This window comes from Bradyrhizobium sp. OK095, from assembly GCF_900109945.1.
Classification (GTDB): Bacteria; Pseudomonadota; Alphaproteobacteria; order Rhizobiales; family Xanthobacteraceae; genus Bradyrhizobium.
This window is the reverse complement of sequence record NZ_FOBX01000003.1, coordinates 1-15,056: the sequence shown is the minus strand read 5'-3', so window position 1 is coordinate 15,056 and position 15,056 is coordinate 1. Positions and strand designations below refer to the sequence as shown.

At 64.0% G+C, this 15,056-nt stretch carries 13 protein-coding genes and 1 pseudogene; 13 read left to right on the top strand and 1 reads right to left on the bottom strand.

What is annotated here, in order from left to right; all coding sequences use genetic code 11:
* Positions 1-10: 10 nt before the first annotated feature.
* Positions 11-1,387, bottom strand: a complete 1,377-nt coding sequence (locus BMW89_RS08985) for an MmgE/PrpD family protein (protein ID WP_092024771.1) — start codon at positions 1,385-1,387, stop codon at positions 11-13.
* A 68-nt stretch (positions 1,388-1,455) separates the two neighbouring features.
* Here BMW89_RS08985 and BMW89_RS08980 point away from each other — a divergent pair, with 68 nt between their 5' ends.
* From BMW89_RS08980 to BMW89_RS08920, 13 genes and pseudogenes are all read left to right on the top strand, one after another.
* Complete coding sequence (locus BMW89_RS08980; RefSeq protein WP_283805323.1) at positions 1,456-2,523, top strand: NAD(P)-dependent oxidoreductase; 1,068 nt, start codon at positions 1,456-1,458, stop codon at positions 2,521-2,523.
* A gap of 30 nt (positions 2,524-2,553) precedes the next feature.
* Positions 2,554-3,948, top strand: coding sequence for an MmgE/PrpD family protein (locus tag BMW89_RS08975; protein WP_092024767.1), 1,395 nt, complete (start codon positions 2,554-2,556; stop codon positions 3,946-3,948).
* A gap of 106 nt (positions 3,949-4,054) precedes the next feature.
* Positions 4,055-4,990: a branched-chain amino acid ABC transporter permease gene (locus BMW89_RS08970; protein ID WP_092024765.1), complete on the top strand. Its 936-nt coding sequence runs from the start codon at positions 4,055-4,057 to the stop codon at positions 4,988-4,990.
* Positions 4,991-4,992: 2 nt separating this feature from the next.
* Positions 4,993-6,765, top strand: coding sequence for a branched-chain amino acid ABC transporter ATP-binding protein/permease (locus tag BMW89_RS08965; protein WP_177195931.1), 1,773 nt, complete (start codon positions 4,993-4,995; stop codon positions 6,763-6,765).
* Positions 6,752-7,459: an ABC transporter ATP-binding protein gene (locus BMW89_RS08960; protein WP_092024761.1), complete on the top strand. Its 708-nt coding sequence runs from the start codon at positions 6,752-6,754 to the stop codon at positions 7,457-7,459. Before BMW89_RS08965 ends, BMW89_RS08960 begins: the two co-directional genes overlap by 14 nt.
* A gap of 35 nt (positions 7,460-7,494) precedes the next feature.
* On the top strand, positions 7,495-8,745 hold the full coding sequence (locus BMW89_RS08955) for an ABC transporter substrate-binding protein (RefSeq protein WP_092024759.1): 1,251 nt from the start codon (positions 7,495-7,497) through the stop codon (positions 8,743-8,745).
* A gap of 34 nt (positions 8,746-8,779) precedes the next feature.
* Positions 8,780-10,009 (top strand): ABC transporter substrate-binding protein, encoded by a 1,230-nt coding sequence (locus BMW89_RS08950; RefSeq protein WP_177195930.1) that lies wholly within the window; start codon positions 8,780-8,782, stop codon positions 10,007-10,009.
* An 18-nt stretch (positions 10,010-10,027) separates the two neighbouring features.
* Positions 10,028-10,408 carry a carboxymuconolactone decarboxylase family protein gene (locus tag BMW89_RS08945; RefSeq protein WP_080139730.1) on the top strand — a complete coding sequence of 127 codons (381 nt, stop codon included), beginning with the start codon at positions 10,028-10,030 and terminating at the stop codon, positions 10,406-10,408.
* A gap of 15 nt (positions 10,409-10,423) precedes the next feature.
* The gene (locus BMW89_RS08940; protein WP_092024757.1) at positions 10,424-11,194 is read left to right on the top strand and encodes an SDR family oxidoreductase; all 771 of its coding nucleotides are present in this window, start codon (positions 10,424-10,426) and stop codon (positions 11,192-11,194) included.
* A gap of 19 nt (positions 11,195-11,213) precedes the next feature.
* Positions 11,214-11,954, top strand: coding sequence for an SDR family oxidoreductase (locus BMW89_RS08935; RefSeq protein WP_092024755.1), 741 nt, complete (start codon positions 11,214-11,216; stop codon positions 11,952-11,954).
* A gap of 23 nt (positions 11,955-11,977) precedes the next feature.
* Entirely contained in the window at positions 11,978-12,694 is a 717-nt protein-coding gene (locus BMW89_RS08930) for a GntR family transcriptional regulator (protein ID WP_092024753.1), read from the top strand.
* Positions 12,695-12,718: 24 nt separating this feature from the next.
* Positions 12,719-13,693, top strand: a complete 975-nt coding sequence (locus BMW89_RS08925; protein ID WP_092024751.1) for a tripartite tricarboxylate transporter substrate-binding protein — start codon at positions 12,719-12,721, stop codon at positions 13,691-13,693.
* A 440-nt stretch (positions 13,694-14,133) separates the two neighbouring features.
* Positions 14,134-14,970 (top strand): annotated as a pseudogene (locus BMW89_RS08920) (ATP-binding cassette domain-containing protein); the annotation flags it as partial.
* Positions 14,971-15,056 lie beyond the last annotated feature (86 nt).

The window sequence follows — 15,056 nt, the reverse complement described above, 5'->3', positions numbered from 1 at the left end:
TTGAGAGAGTCTAGTTGGAAGTTGTCAGGCGCGAGGCCGACGGCGGCCGCAGCGATTGCAGGAGATTTCCGACGTCATCCGCCGCATCGATACGCCAGACCGCGTCGATGACGCGGTCCGCGTCCCAATCGCTTCGACCGGTCCGTACGCCTTCGCGCAGCTTCTCCTCGATGTCGCGATCCGAAAGCGGTGCAGCCTGGCTGCCGCGCGGCGACGTCACGATCTCGGTGAGCACCTTGCCGGACGCCAAGCGCAAGGTAACGCGCGTAGCACCATCGGGCATCTGGGCATCAAGCTCTGCCCTGACCTTTTGCCGCAGCTGCGCGATATCGGGCCGAACCACGGTCTCGTGCGCAAACTCGGTCACGCCCGCCCGACCGAGCAAGAGTCCGCAAGCCACGCAATGGTGGATGCTGACGCGCGCATCGCGCTCGTTGTTGACGGGACGGTCGCCGCGCGCAAGCAGCAGCGCCGAGCCCTCCACCGTCACCGACTCGATCTGATCGATCTGCCGGCCGATCCGTTCGCGCAGCAGCAGGCAGGCATCGATGACCGAATGGAACACGATGCCGGCGGGATAGGGCTTATAGGTGTTCTTGGCGATCTCCCAAGTGCTGCCGAGACCATCGAGCAGGCGCGCAATGTCCGGCTCGTCGCCCATGGTGCGCGCCCAGCCAAGCGGACCTTCGATGGCGCGGGGCGCAGCCTCATAGCCCTGCTGCGCAAGCAGAGCGGCGAACAACCCGTTACGTGCCGCGTTGCCAACGCTTACGTTCTTGGCGGCACTCGGCAGGTTCTCGACGTTGCCGGCGGACTGACTTGCCGCAAGCCCGATGGCATTCGCAATCCCTTCCGCCGGCAGCCCCAACAGCTTCGCGCACGCAGCCGCCGCGCCAAAAATCCCGCAGGTTGAGGTGATGTGCCAGCCCCGCGCGTAATGACGCGGCGAAACCGCATTGCCGATCCGGCATTCGACATCCACGCCGAGAATGAACGCCGTCAGCACCTCGCGCCCCGACAGTCTTCGCGTCTCCGCAAGCGCCAATATCGGCGCGGCGACCGGCGCGGCCGGATGAATGATCGTCTCGGGATGGGTATCGTCGAAGTCGAGCAGGTTTGCCGAAATGGCATTGAGAAACGAGGCGCACAACGCGTCCATCGGCTCCGAATGGCCGATCACCGTCGATGTCGCGGCGCCGCTGAACGGCGCCAGAGTGCGCATCGCGGCCGTGACCACGGGATCGCGCGCAGAGCCGAGCGCGGTCGCAAAGAAATTGAGGATCGAGCGCCGCGCCTCGCGGCTCTGCGCCTCGACGTCCGCCCATGACGAGGACTCGACGAAATCGGCGAGCGTCTTGCTCACACTCGGAATTGGGACTTGCGGCACGCGGGGCGTCTTCCTCGTTTTCCCGGACCATATGACGATCCGCGGCAAACTGTCGACCCCAAAATGTTATGCTTGACAGCTTGTCTGACAATCATAACAATCCGCCCCGTTGGCGCGGGATCCCGCCGCCACGACGACGGCGGCCGGGAAGGCCGGCCGGCGAAAACGATCGACCAGAAGATCAACGACCAAGAGATCAAGAAGGCGCGCCCGTCACGGGATCGCGCGACAGGGAGTGGACGATGGCGGGAGAAACGCTCGGCGTAATCGGCACGGGCCGCATGGGCGGTCCTATGGCGGGACGATTGATGGATGCGGGCTATTCGCTCGTCATCTACGACACACAGACCGAAGCGACCCAGCCACTGGTCAAGCGCGGTGCACTCCTCGGCAAATCACCAGCCGACGTCGCCTCCCGCGCCGACATCGTGCTCGCCAGCCTGCCGACGCCCGACATTGTCAAGGCCGTCACGCTCGGCCAGGACGGTATCAGCAGCGGCAACCGCGCCAAGATCGTGATCGACCTCTCGACCTCTGGTCCCGGTGCGGCGAAAATCGTTGCGGAAGGCCTGAAAGCCAAGGGCATGACGCTGGTCGATGCGCCCGTCAGCGGCGGCATCAAGGGCGCCATCAACGGTACGCTGGCCGTGATGGTGTCCTGCCCGCAGGCGACCTACGAGACCGTGCAGCCAATCCTGAAGAATTTCGGCAAGCTGTTCTACACCGGCGACAAGCCCGGCGTGGCGCAGACGGCCAAGCTCGCCAACAATCTGATGGCGGCCGCGGCGCTTGTCATCACGTCGGAGGCCGTCGCGATGGGCGTCAAGGGCGGCGTCAACGCAAAGGTGCTGATCGACATCATCAACGCCAGCAGCGGCCGCAACAGCGCCTCCGAAGACAAATTCCCCCGCGCGGTGCTGCCCGGCACCTTCGATTTCGGTTTCACGACCGGCCTTTCCTACAAGGACGTCCGGCTGTGCGTTGACGAGGCCGAAGCGATGGGCGTGCCGATGGTCTGCGGCGCGGTGGTGAGGCAGATGCTCGCGATCACCAACGCCAAATACGGCGCGGCATCGGATTTCACCTCGATCGCCAAGGTGCTCGAAGAGTGGGCCGGCGTCGAGATGCGCGGCTAAGCGCGCAGGTCCTCAGGGAGAGCGATTGCAATGACGATCGGCCCGACCGTATCAGGCAAGGTGTCGCTCGCGCGCCAGATGGCGCGGAGCGTGCTTGCACTGGATCTCGGAGACTTCGGGCCAGAGGTCGTCGTCAAGGCAAAGCTTTGCTTGCTCGACTTCCTGTCCTGCGCTTTCGAGGCGGGCCATCATGCCTGGAGCCGCCAGGCAGTTGCGATCGCGCAAGACGGTGGCAGCGCGACGATCATTGGGACTGCCCAACTCTCCTCCCCGGCCGATGCCGCCTTCGCCAATGCTGTCATGGGGCACGGTCTTGTACGGGAAGACATGCATGCGGCCAGCATCGCGCACCACGGCGTCGTGATCTGGCCGACCTTGCTTGCGCTGTCGGAACAGACGCCGCTACACGGCGCCAAGTTTCTCGCTTCTGCCATCATCGGCTATGAGACCGGCGCGCGGATCGGCCGCGCGCTGCTGACCTCCGACCTCGCCCGCCTCTACCGTCCGACCGGCCTTGTGGCACCTCCGGGCGCGGCGCTCGCGGGAAGTTTTGCGCTCGGCCTGTCCGAGGACGCCGCGACCAGCGCCATCGCGATCGCCGCCAACACATCCAGCGGATTGAATGAGTGGCCGCATGCCGGCGGCTCCGACATGTATTTTCATCCGGGTTTTGCCGCCAGCAACGCGATCAAGGCGATCGGCCTTGCCGTGGCCGGCGCCTTCGGCTCGGAAACGATCCTCGAAGGTGAAGCCGGCCTGTTCGCAGCCTTTCGCCGCCAGGCCGCGCCCGACAGCATCGTGCTCTTCCCCAATGGGGAGAGCGAGATCATGGCCGTCTACAACAAACCAGTCCCAGCCTGCAATTTCGCGCAGACTGCGGCCCAGGCGGCGCTCCGCGTCTCGCACGAGCTCGCCAGCGCTGACGAGATCGACCGCGTCGTCATTCGCGCACCCGACGCTGCCGTTCGTTATCCCGGCTGCGACTCCATGGGGCCCTACCGCAACGCCCTTCAGGCCAAGATGAGCATTCCCTTCAGCGTCGCCGCGACGCTAGCGCGGGGCGAGATCGAGGAAGAGAACTATTCCGAACTCGATGATGCCGACATCATCCGTCTGGTTTCGGTCACCGACCTCAAGGTCGACCCCGTCTTCACCGCCGCCTTCCCCGGCAAGCAGGGCGCGGATGTGACCTTGCATCTGCGGGACGGCCGGACGATTCGGCATGCCTTGCCCGACGTCATCGCCGCAACGCCTTCAGAGATACGCGCGCGCTTTCGCGCCGCCGCCAGCCGCGTCCTCGGCAACGACCGTGCACACCGGCTCGAGCAACTCATCGACGACTGCGAACAGCTCGGCAATGCAGGCGCCATCGCAGCGCAGTGCCGTCTGGACGCGCTCGAACGGGTTTTACGATCGGCATCATAAGAAATGCCGGGAAGTACGGGGGAAACATGGTCAACTTGGAGACCAGCTTAGTAGTGCCATCGGCGAATGATTGCCGGCAAGCAGACGCTGCGCGGAGACAAAGCTGATGGAAGGCTTTTTGCAAGCGCTCGCCGCGGGCCTTCTGATTGGCGCCGTCTACGGTCTGATGTGCGTCGGGCTCGGCCTGATCTTCGGCGTCATGCGCGTCATCAACTTCGCCCACGGCGATTTCATGATGCTCGGCATGTATGCCGCGTTCTATCTCTTCACCGCCGCCGGCATCCAGTCGCTGTTCGGCAATACGGTCGGCCCGTTTGTCGCGATCCTGCTGGCCGGACCCGTGCTCGCCGTGTTCGGCTATTTCGTCCATCTGGCGCTAATCTCGCGGGTGTCGGGCACGCGCACCGCTTCGCTGGAAGGCGAAGGCCATTACGCCCAGCTCATCCTCACGCTCGGTATCGCACTGATCCTCCAGAACGGCGGCCTGATCGTCTTCGGTTCGGTGCTGGCTTCGATCCGTACGCCCCTGTCGAGCTCGGCATGGGAGCTCAATCCCTTCCTCGACATCGGCATCTTCCTCAACAAGGCACGCAGCATCGATGCGATCGTTTCGCTTGCGATCATGATCCTGCTCTCGCTCTTGATCACGCGCACACGGATCGGCAAGTCGCTCCGCGCTGCAGCCGACAATCCGACCGCCGCGACCTACATGGGCATCGACGTCGACCGCGCGCACCGCACCGCCTTTGCGCTCGGCTGCGGCATCACCGCGATTGCCGGCGGCCTGCTCGCCACTAACTACCCGTTCCACCCTTTCGTCGGCCTCGAATACGTCATCGTCATGTATGCCGGCGTCGTGCTCGGCGGCATGGGCAGCATCATCGGCGCCTTCTGGGGCGGCATGACGATCGGCCTCGTGCAGCAGATGTCGACGCTGATCCTGCCGACGCAATTGCAGAACGCCGCGATCTTCGCTGTCTTCCTCCTCATCATCTTCTTCCGTCCGCAAGGCTTCTTCGGGCGCATGGTCGAGAGGACGTGACCATGCTCCCGATGCGTTCCCTGCTGCCTCCCCTGCTCTTCACGCTCGCCTATGCCGGGATCTCGCTCGGCGTCACCAACTCTTATTATCAGCTCATCCTGACGCTGGTGCCGGTGTGGGCGGTGTTCGGGCTGTCCTGGAATTTGCTCAGCGGTTACACAGGACTGATCTCGTTCGGCCACGCGGCCTTCTTCGGCATCGGTGCCTATGCGACCGCACTCGGGCAGATCTATTTCAATATCTCGCCTTGGCTGTTGATTCCGATTGCCGCCATGCTCGGCGGCATCGCCGGACTCCTGATCGGGTTTCCGACCTTCCGCCTGCAAGGCCACTACTTTGCGCTTGCGATGCTGGCCTACCCGCTTGCCATTCTCTATGTGTTCGAGTGGCTCGGCTTCCAGGAGGTGACGCTTCCGATCAAGCGCGACGCGCCGATCGCCTTCATGCAGTTCGCCGATCCCCGCCTCTATACTCTGCTCGGGCTGGCGCTCATGCTGGCCACTATCGTGCTGACGCAGATGATCGAGCGTTCGCGTTTCGGCATGGCGCTGCTCGCGATCAAGCAGAACGAGGCCGCAGCAGAGGCGGCCGGGATCAACACGCTGGCCTGGAAGCTGCGCGCAATCACCTTGAGCGGCGCAATTGCCGCCGCCATCGGCGGATTCTACGCGCAGGTGCTGCTGGTCGTGACCCCGGCATCTGTGTTCGGCATGCTGGTGTCCGCGCAGGCGCTGACGGTCGCGATGTTCGGCGGCGTCGGCACGGTCTGGGGTCCGGTCATCGGCGCGGTGATCCTGATCCCGCTAGCCGAGATCCTGCACGCCGAAGCCGGCGCGCGCATCCCCGGCATCCAGGGCGTCATCTTCGGCCTTGCCATCGTCTCCGTCATCCTGCTCGCGCCGGAAGGCCTGTTCTGGAAATTGCGCGATCTGCTGCGCAAGCGGAATGCTTCCAGACCAGCCGCTAGCGAAACTCCGGAAGTCGCCGCCGTCAATGTCACCCCTCTAAAGCCCGCGGCGCGTCAGCGCGCCGCGACCGGCGAGGTCGTGCTCGAGATTCGTAACCTCTCGCGCTCCTTCGGCGGCCTCAAGGCAGTGCAGGATGTCAGCTTCAAGCTCCACAAGAATGAGATCCTCGGCATCATCGGCCCCAACGGCGCCGGAAAAACCACGCTGTTCAATCTGCTCAACGGCTTCCTGAAGCCGAGCCAGGGCGAGGTGCTGATCGACGGTCGCAACATGTCGGGCCAGCGTCCGCACGTGATCTGCGAGGCCGGCATCGGCCGCACTTTCCAGGTCATGCGGCCGTTCCTGCGCATGTCGGTCCTCGATAATGTCGTGGTGGGCGCTTATGTTCGCGCCCGCTCCGACGCGGAGGCGCGCAGGCTCGCTGCCGATGCGGTGGCGCGCGTCGGGCTTTCGGCGGTCGCGGACCGTGTCGCCGGCGAACTCTCGACCAAGGAGTTGCGGCTGATGGAGCTGGCCCGCGCGATCGCCGGCCAGCCGCGTATCCTGCTGCTCGACGAGACCCTCGCAGGCCTCGGCCACGGCGAGGCTGACGAGGTCGTCGCCGTGATCCAGCAGCTTGCGCGCGACGGCGTGACCATCGCGATCATCGAGCACACCATGCAGGCGATGGTCCGGCTGGTCGACAGATTCCTCGTGCTCGACCACGGCGCCGTCATCACTGAGGGACTGCCGGAGGTGGTCACGCGCGACAGCCGTGTCGTCGAGGCCTATCTCGGAAAGAAATGGGCGGCCCATGCTGCGAATTGAAGGATTGAGCGCGGGCTACTCCGCCAAACCCGTCCTGAACGACGTCTCGATCAATGTCGGCGCCGGCCAGTTCGTCGCAATCGTCGGCCCCAACGGCGCCGGCAAGACCACGCTGTTCAAGACGATCTCCGGCATCGTGAAACCGAGCGGCGGAGCCATCACGTTCGACGGCGTCGACCTCCTCGCGGTGCCGCCGCCGCAGCGCGCCCATCTCGGCATCGCGCATGTCCCCGAGGGGCGCCAGGTATTCCCGTCACTGACCGTGATGGAGAATCTGGAAATGGGCGCGATGACCGAGAGCGGCCGGCGCGACTGGAAAGCCAACATCGAGCGCATCTTCGAATGGCTGCCGGTGCTGAAGGAGCGCCGCGATCAGTTCGCCGGCACGATGTCCGGCGGCCAGCAGCAGATGCTCGCGATCGGCCGTGGCTTGGCTTCCTCGCCAAAACTACTGATGCTGGACGAACCTTCGATGGGGCTTGCCCCGTCGACCGCGGACTTCATCTTCGAGCGGCTGATCGATATCCGGCGCCAGTCCGGCCTGACCATGCTGCTGGTCGAGCAACGCGTTGCGGAAGCGCTGGAATCCGCCGACCACGGCTACGTCCTCGAAGCCGGGCACGTCGTGCTCGAAGGCAACAACGACACGCTGCGCGCCGACGATCGCGTGCGCAAGGCCTATCTCGGCATGTGACGAACACAAAAACAAAAGACCAGGGAGAGAACAGAATGAACAAGACATCGAAAGGCAAGGCATCGAAAGGACTGACGCGGCGGACCGTGCTGTCCGGCGCCGCAGCCGTCGGCCTCGCCGGCGTAGCCCGTGCGCAGGCTCCGGCCGAGGTCAAGGTCGGACTGATCGTGCCGCTGTCGGGCATCTATACCCGCCCCGGCCAGGTGATGAAGATGGGTGCGGAGATGGGCATCGAGCACATCAACGCGCAAGGCGGCATCAAGGCGCTCGGCGGCGCCAAGCTGAAGCTGGTCGTGATCGATTGCGGCGACACCACCGAGAAGGCCAAGAACGCGGCGCAGCGCATGGTGGCGCAGGAGCCCGATCTCGTCGCCGCCACCGGCTCCTATCTCTCCTCCTTCACGCTCGCCGTCACCGAGGTGACCGAGCGCGCCGAACTGCCGGTGCTGACGCTGTCCTATTCGGACCTGCTGACCGACCGCGGCTTCAAGTACATCTTCCAGACCGCAGCGACCGCGAGCCGTCAGTCCGAGCTCGGCCTGCCGACGCTGATTAAGCTTGCCGAAAATGCGTCGGGCAAGAAGCCGAAGACCGTGGCGATGCTGATGGACAACACCGCAACGTCGGTCGCGACCGCCAAGGCGCTGAAGGACAAGTTGCTCGCGCAAGAAAGCCTTCAGCTCGTCGTCGAGGAGGTCTGGACCCCGCCGCTGTCGGATGCCACCCCGCTGATCCAGAAGGTTCGTACGGCAAAGCCCGATCTGCTGCTGTTCATGCCGAACGCGGTGTCGGACGCCAAGCTCGGCCTCGAGAAGATCAGCGAGTTCGGCCTCGGCCAGGGCAAGATCCCGACGGTGTCCTTCAGCATCACCATCGCCGAGCCGGACATGCTCCAGAGCGTGAGCCCGGAGACCGTGCAGGGCATCATGACCATCGTCGCCAACTGGGGCTCGAAGGGCCACGAGGCGCTGATCGCCGAGCTCAAGGCCAAATACAAGGAGCCCTGGATGACGCAGAACGTCATCTCGACCTATGGCGACATGTGGCTGATGAAGGAGGCGCTGGAGAAGGCCGGCAAGGCCGACCGCAACTCGGTCGCGCAAGCCTTCCGCACCATGGATGCCGGCCCGTCGAAATACTATCCGGGCGGCCAGCTCAAATTCGACGAGAAGGGCCGCCGCGTCGGCGCCGGCGTCGTCATCGTGCAGTGGCAATCGGGCGTGCCCGTCACCGTTTATCCGCCCGATCTCGCGCAGGCGGAGCCGTTCTGGCCGAAGAAATCCTAAGCGCCACGCGATTTTTCAGGGAGGAGATATTGTCATGACTGCCAAGATCACGATCTCGAGGCGAACACTGCTTGCCGGCGCGTCCGGTACGCTGATCGCATCCCGCGCCTGGGCGCAGCAAATTTCTGAGGTGAAGGTCGGCCTGCTGGTGCCGATCTCCGGGCTCTATGCCCGTCCGGGAACGGTGATGCGCGAAGGCGCCGAGATGGCGATCGACCACATCAACGCGCAAGGTGGCGTCAAGGCGCTCGGCGGCGCCAAGCTGAAACTCGTGGTGCTCGATTCCGGCGACACCACGGAGAAGGCCAAGAACGCCGCCCAGCGCATGGTCGCGCAGGAAACCGACCTGGTCGCGGCCAGCGGCGCCTATCTGTCCTCGTTCACGCTCGCGGTGACCGAGGTCACCGAGCGCGCCAATTTGCCCGTTCTCACCCTCTCCTACTCCGACCTGATCACCGATCGCGGATTCAAATACGTGTTCCAGACCGCGGCCACCGCAGGTTCGCAAGCACGGCAGGCGTTGCCGCAGATTATCAAGCTCGCGGAGACGGCCGCCGGTAAGCGGCCGAAGACGGTCGCGATCCTGACCGACAATACGGGGGCCTCGATCGCCTCCGCAAAGGCAATGCGCGAAGGCCTGCTGGCGGAGAACCAGTTGCAGCTGATCGTCGACGAGACGTTCACGCCGCCGCTGGCGGATGCGACATCGCTGGTGCAGAAGATCCGGTCGGCAAAGCCCGACCTGCTGTTCTTCCTGCCGACGGTGATCTCGGACGCAAAGCTGCTGCTCGAGAAGATGAACGAGTTCGGCCTCGGCCAGGGCAAGGTGCCGACCATCTCGTTCGGCATCGCGATCGCCGAGCCCGACATGCTGCAGACCGTCAGCCCCGAACTGCTCCAGGGCGTCTTGACCTGCGTCGCGAGTTGGGGCGCCAAGGGCCATGAGGCGCTGATCGCCGAATTGAAGGCCCGCTACAAGGAGCCGTGGATGACGCAGAATGCGATCTCCACCTATGGCGACATGTGGGTGATCAAGGACGCGCTGGAAAAGGCCGGCAAGGCCGACCGCGTCGCCGTCGGCGAAGCGCTGCGCACCATGGATGCCGGCCCCTCGAAATATTACCCGCTGGGCGAGATCAAGTTCGACGAAAAGGGCCGCCGCGTCGGCGCCGGCATGACCATCGTGCAGTGGCAGGCCGGCGTGCCAGTGACGGTGTTCCCGCCGCAGCTCGCGCTGGCGCAGCCGTTCTGGCCGAAAAACTGACAAGAAACGGAGAACGATATGGACAAGGCAACTTACGACCGCGGTCTCGAAATCCGCAAGAGCGTGCTCGGCAACGAGTTCGTCGACAAGGCAATCGCATCCGCGGATGAATTCAATCGGCCAATGCAGGACCTCACCACGGAATATTGCTGGGGCTACGTCTGGGGCCGCGAAGGCCTCACGCGCAAGACCCGCAGCTTCCTCAACCTGGCGATGCTCTGCGCGCTCAATCGCCCGCACGAGCTGAAGACCCATGTCCGCGGCGCGCTCGCCAACGGCGCCACCCGCGAGGAAATCCGCGAAGTGTTCATGCAGGTGGCGATTTATTGCGGTGTGCCGGCAGGCGTCGATGCATTCCGGAACGCGAAGGAAGTCTTCGCCGAGCTCGACAAGAAATAGCGGAGCGTGGCAGCGATGAAGGGCAAATGGGCACTCGTGACCGGCGCAACCGCGGGCCTCGGCTTCGCCATCGCGGAAGGCCTCGCCGGCGCGGGCGCCAACATTGTCCTTCACGATCTCATCGCGCCGAAGCAGGCCGCGGATCATCTGCGCGCCCGCTTCGGCGTCGAGGTCATAGCGGCCGGCACCGATCTGTCTCAGCGCGAGGCGATCGAGGCGATGATGACCGACCTGCTCGACCGCTACGGCGCCATCGACATTCTCGTCAATAACGCCGTCGTCAGGCATTTCTCCGCGATCGAGCAGTTTCCGCCTGAGAAATGGGATCAGGCGCTGGCGGTCAACCTCTCGGCGCCGTTCCATCTGATCCGCCTGGCGCTGCCGGCCATGAAGCGGCGCGGCTGGGGCCGGATCATCAATTTGGGTTCGATCTATTCGAGCCGCGCGGTCGAGGATCGCATCGACTACGTCACCACCAAGACGGCGATCCTGGGCATCACCCGCGCCGTCGCCATCGAGACAGCCCGCAGCGGCATCACCTGCAACACGCTTTGCCCCGGCACGCTGCCGACGCCTGCGATCCTGAACAAGATCGCGACGATAGCGTCCAGCAACGGCCGTCCCGTCGAGGACGTGACCCGCGACTATCTCGGCGAGCGACAGCCGACGCAGCGTTTCGTCGAAATGAATGCCGTCGCCGCCATGGTCGCTTTTCTCTGTGGCCCCGCCGCAAACGACATCACCGGCGCTAGCCTGCCGATCGACGGCGGTTGGTCGGTCGCATGAGAGCATTGGGAGTGTTGCGATGACTGAACAATCGGGCCAGACGGTCGTGCTGACGGGTGCCGCCGGCGGCATGGGACGCGCCATCACCAAGGCGCTGCTGGAGAGCGGCCGCCGTGTCGTGCTGGTCGATCGCGATGCCAAGGCGCTTCAGGAGCTGGCGGCAACGGTGGGCAACGCCGTGTTTCCGATCCAGCTCGACATCAGCGACGCAAAGGCCGTGGATGGCCTGCCGGACGCCATTCCAGCGCAGTTCAAGCCGGTCGAAATTCTCATCAACAATGCCGGCCACGATATCGGCGGACGGACCCGCTTCGACGTTGGTTCCCCCGACGACTGGTCCAACATCATCCAGACCAATCTGATCGGCTTGATGCGCGTCACCCGCGCGATCCTCCCCGGCATGGTCGAGCGCAATGCCGGCCACGTCGTCAACATCAGCTCCATCAACGCCGTCCGTATTGTCCCGGATATGGCCGCCTACAGCACCAGCAAGGCGGGCGTGCATATGTTCACCGAGACCCTTCGGGGGGAGCTCGCGGAAACCGCGATCCGGGTGACCGAGCTCCAGCCCGGCCTGACCCGGACCAACATCATCCTGACCCGCTATCGCGGCGATACGCAGAAGGAAAAGGACTATTTCGACCAATTCAAGCTGGCGCTCGAGCCTGCCGATATTGCCCGCTCGATCGTCTTCGCCCTTGACCAGCCCGCCCACGTTCAAATTGCCGAAATGATGATTCTGCCTGTAAACCGGTACTGAGTTTTCCCGAACAGGACCCGGACATGGAAAGACGTAGCGAATTGCAGTCGACACTCCGCATCGACGACGTCCCGACCGTCCGGGCGATGGTCGCGCAAAAGTTGCGCGAGGCGATCATGTCCGGGACGCTCAAGCCCGGCCAGCGCCTGGTGGAACGCGAGCTCTGCGAAATGATGGGCGTCAGCCGTCCATCGATCCGCGAGGCGCTGCGCGCGCTCGAGGCCGACGGGCTGATCAATATCGTCCCACACCGCGGCCCCATGGTCTCCACGATTAGCCTGGAGGAAGCCCGTCAGCTCTACGCAGCACGCGCGGTCCTCGAAGGATACGCCGGCCGCGAATGCGCCCGGCTGAACGACCCTGAGGTCGCACGCCGGATCGGGGATGCCTTGACGCGGCTGAAGGCGGCTGCGGCGAGACAAGATCTGGTGGGCTGCCTCGAGGCCAAGACCGATTTCTACGGCGCGCTGATCGGCGGCTGCCGCAATGCGTTCATCGAGCGTATGCTCAAGCCGCTCCACGACCGCATTCAACTGTTGCGGATCACGTCGATGTCGCAGCCCAAGCGGATCAACAAGAGCCTGCGCGAAGTCACCGCGATCTGGCGCGCGATCCAGAACGGCGACGCGGACCTCGCCGAGCGCTGCTGCGTCGACCACATCAATGCGGCGGCGGTGGCCGCGCTCGACATGATCGAAAAATCGTCGGCGGCCAAGCAGGCGGCGCCTTCCGACGACTAAAAAAATGCCGCCAGGGAGTGTTCGATGAAGTCTGTTGTACGATCGCTGATCCTGTTCTTCCTGCTCTATCCCTGCGGCTCCGCGATCGCGGACGACTACCCAACCCGCCCGGTCACGATGATCGTGCCCTTCTCCGCCGGCGGCCCCGGCGACGTCATCGCGCGCATCCTCGGCAACGCCATGAGCGCGACGCTGAAGCAGTCCATCGTCATCGAGAATGTCGTCGGCGCCGGCGGTACGCTCGGCACCAATCGCGTCGCCAAGGCCGCGCCCGACGGCTACACGCTGCTGCTGATGCATGTCGGCCAGGCCACCGCTCCCGCCCTCTATGCGAAGCTGCCCTTCGACCCCGTCGACGACTTCGCCATGATCGGGCTCGTCACGGACGTCCCGATGATCCTGGTCGCGCGGCCGAATTTTCCAGCCAAGGATCTCGGCGAGATGATCGGGCGCATCCGCAGCGAGGGCGACAAGATGACCTTCGGCAATGTCGGTCTCGGCTCGGCCTCGCAGCTCTGCGGCCTGATGTTCATGAGCACGACCGATACGAAGCTCTCGCAGATCTATTACAAGGGCGGCGGTCCCGCGTTGAACGATGTCATCGCCGGCCACATCGACGTCTATTGCGATCCCGCGACCGGACCGACGCCCTATATTCAGTCGAACACGATCAAGGGCTACGCGATCACCAGCAAGACGCGTGTCGCGACGCTGCCTGACGTGCCAACCTCGGCAGAGGCCGGCGTTCCCGAGTTCAACGTCACGACCTGGTACGGCCTCTACGCACCGCGCGGCACGCCTAAGCCGGTGGTTGACCATCTGGTCGGGGCGCTCCAGACCGCGCTTAGGGATCCCGCCCTGATCAGCCGCTTTGCCGAGCTCAGCATGGCTCCGGTCGAGCCCGAGCGCGCAACGCCGGCTGCGCTCGAAGCTTTCTTGAAGTCCGAGATTGGCAAGTGGGGACGGATTATTAAAGCGGCCGGAATCGAGCCGCAGTAGATGCCAGCTCAAGGCGGCGGCTAGTCTGGCAAACTACCTCAGCTTATGGGAAGCAACGTAGCTCGCTGTTTTCATTTAGAGACCAAGCTAAGGGATCCATTTCCGACAGCTCAAACTAGCTGTCGGTGGTCCTTATCACTCTGATCGCTCGAACAATTTGGTGGCGCATCCGCTTCAATCGAAGCCGACCGATCAACGCAGGACGTGCCCCAGCTTGTCTGTGATAGCCTTGCCCCGCCGCGACTGAGTTGGTAGTATTTCATAGCCTAAGGTTGAAGGCGTGGAAAAACCAGTGATCTATTATACCTTTCAGAATCCAACCCGAGGACCTGTCTCCGCCCCGCGTCTGATCTCGCGGGGCTGACCAAGGAACGCATCGCCGTCTCGTTGTCAGCCGCTTCTGCGCGTTTCATCGCGCCCACTGACTTCATGAGACTGCAATGACCCTGATCGCCATCAAAGACGCTTCTCTGACTCGTACCGAGTCGCTCTTCACCGGACTGAGTTTCTCGATCGCCAAAGGCGATCGCGTCGGCCTTGTTGCCGCCAACGGACGCGGCAAGTCGTCCCTGCTTCGTATTATGGCGGGCGAAGACGATGCTACGACCGGAACCGTCACCGGCTTACGCGGACTGATTGTCGCGACCGCCCCGCAAGATCCACCCGAACGGCTCCTGTCCCTCAGCTTCTACGATGCTGTGCGCGACGCTCTCGCTCACGAGGTTGCCGAGACCGAGAGCTGGCGCGTCGATATCCTGCTTGATGATCTCCTGGTGGAAGAATCTACAAGGGGCCGCGCCGTTCACAGCCTGTCCGGCGGCTGGCAACGGACGATGCTCCTGGCGAGGGCTGCCGTGGTCGAACCTGACCTGCTCCTGCTGGATGAGCCGACAAATCATCTCGACATCGGTCGGATCGGCGTGCTCGAAAGGTTTCTCGCCGCCTTACCTCGCGACTGCGCCGTGGTCGCGGCGAGCCATGACCGAGCTTTTCTCGATGACGTGACCAACCGCACCTTATTCCTGCGTCCGCTGGAAAGCGCGGATTTTTCTCTGCCCTATTCTCACGCTCTGCGAGCATTGGAGGACCGCGACGCTGCGCGAGGAAGGCAGTTCGAGAACGATATGCGCAAGGTCAAGGCGCTCCGGCAGCAAGCAGCGAAGCTCAAGAACATCGGGATCAACTCCGGGTCCGACCTGCTGGTGGTGAAGACCAAGCAGCTGTCCGAGCGAGCCGACAAACTCGAAGAGCGCGCCCGACCAACTCATCTAGAGCGTTTCATTTTTTGATGGAAGCGTATCCGGCATTAACAAAGTAGTTGCTGCATTCGCCGGGCAGAACGCCTCTGACGAGGTGGCCGATG

Excerpts from the sequence above, each read along its gene's own strand:
- BMW89_RS08980 (WP_283805323.1), top strand. The coding sequence starts at position 1,456 with ATGCTTGACAGCTTGTCTGACAATCATAACAATCCGCCCCGTTGGCGC.
- BMW89_RS08975 (WP_092024767.1), top strand. The coding sequence starts at position 2,554 with ATGACGATCGGCCCGACCGTATCAGGCAAGGTGTCGCTCGCGCGCCAG.
- BMW89_RS08970 (WP_092024765.1), top strand. The coding sequence starts at position 4,055 with ATGGAAGGCTTTTTGCAAGCGCTCGCCGCGGGCCTTCTGATTGGCGCC.
- BMW89_RS08965 (WP_177195931.1), top strand. The coding sequence starts at position 4,993 with ATGCTCCCGATGCGTTCCCTGCTGCCTCCCCTGCTCTTCACGCTCGCC.
- BMW89_RS08960 (WP_092024761.1), top strand. The coding sequence starts at position 6,752 with ATGCTGCGAATTGAAGGATTGAGCGCGGGCTACTCCGCCAAACCCGTC.
- BMW89_RS08955 (WP_092024759.1), top strand. The coding sequence starts at position 7,495 with ATGAACAAGACATCGAAAGGCAAGGCATCGAAAGGACTGACGCGGCGG.
- BMW89_RS08950 (WP_177195930.1), top strand. The coding sequence starts at position 8,780 with ATGACTGCCAAGATCACGATCTCGAGGCGAACACTGCTTGCCGGCGCG.
- BMW89_RS08945 (WP_080139730.1), top strand. The coding sequence starts at position 10,028 with ATGGACAAGGCAACTTACGACCGCGGTCTCGAAATCCGCAAGAGCGTG.
- BMW89_RS08940 (WP_092024757.1), top strand. The coding sequence starts at position 10,424 with ATGAAGGGCAAATGGGCACTCGTGACCGGCGCAACCGCGGGCCTCGGC.
- BMW89_RS08935 (WP_092024755.1), top strand. The coding sequence starts at position 11,214 with ATGACTGAACAATCGGGCCAGACGGTCGTGCTGACGGGTGCCGCCGGC.
- BMW89_RS08930 (WP_092024753.1), top strand. The coding sequence starts at position 11,978 with ATGGAAAGACGTAGCGAATTGCAGTCGACACTCCGCATCGACGACGTC.
- BMW89_RS08925 (WP_092024751.1), top strand. The coding sequence starts at position 12,719 with ATGAAGTCTGTTGTACGATCGCTGATCCTGTTCTTCCTGCTCTATCCC.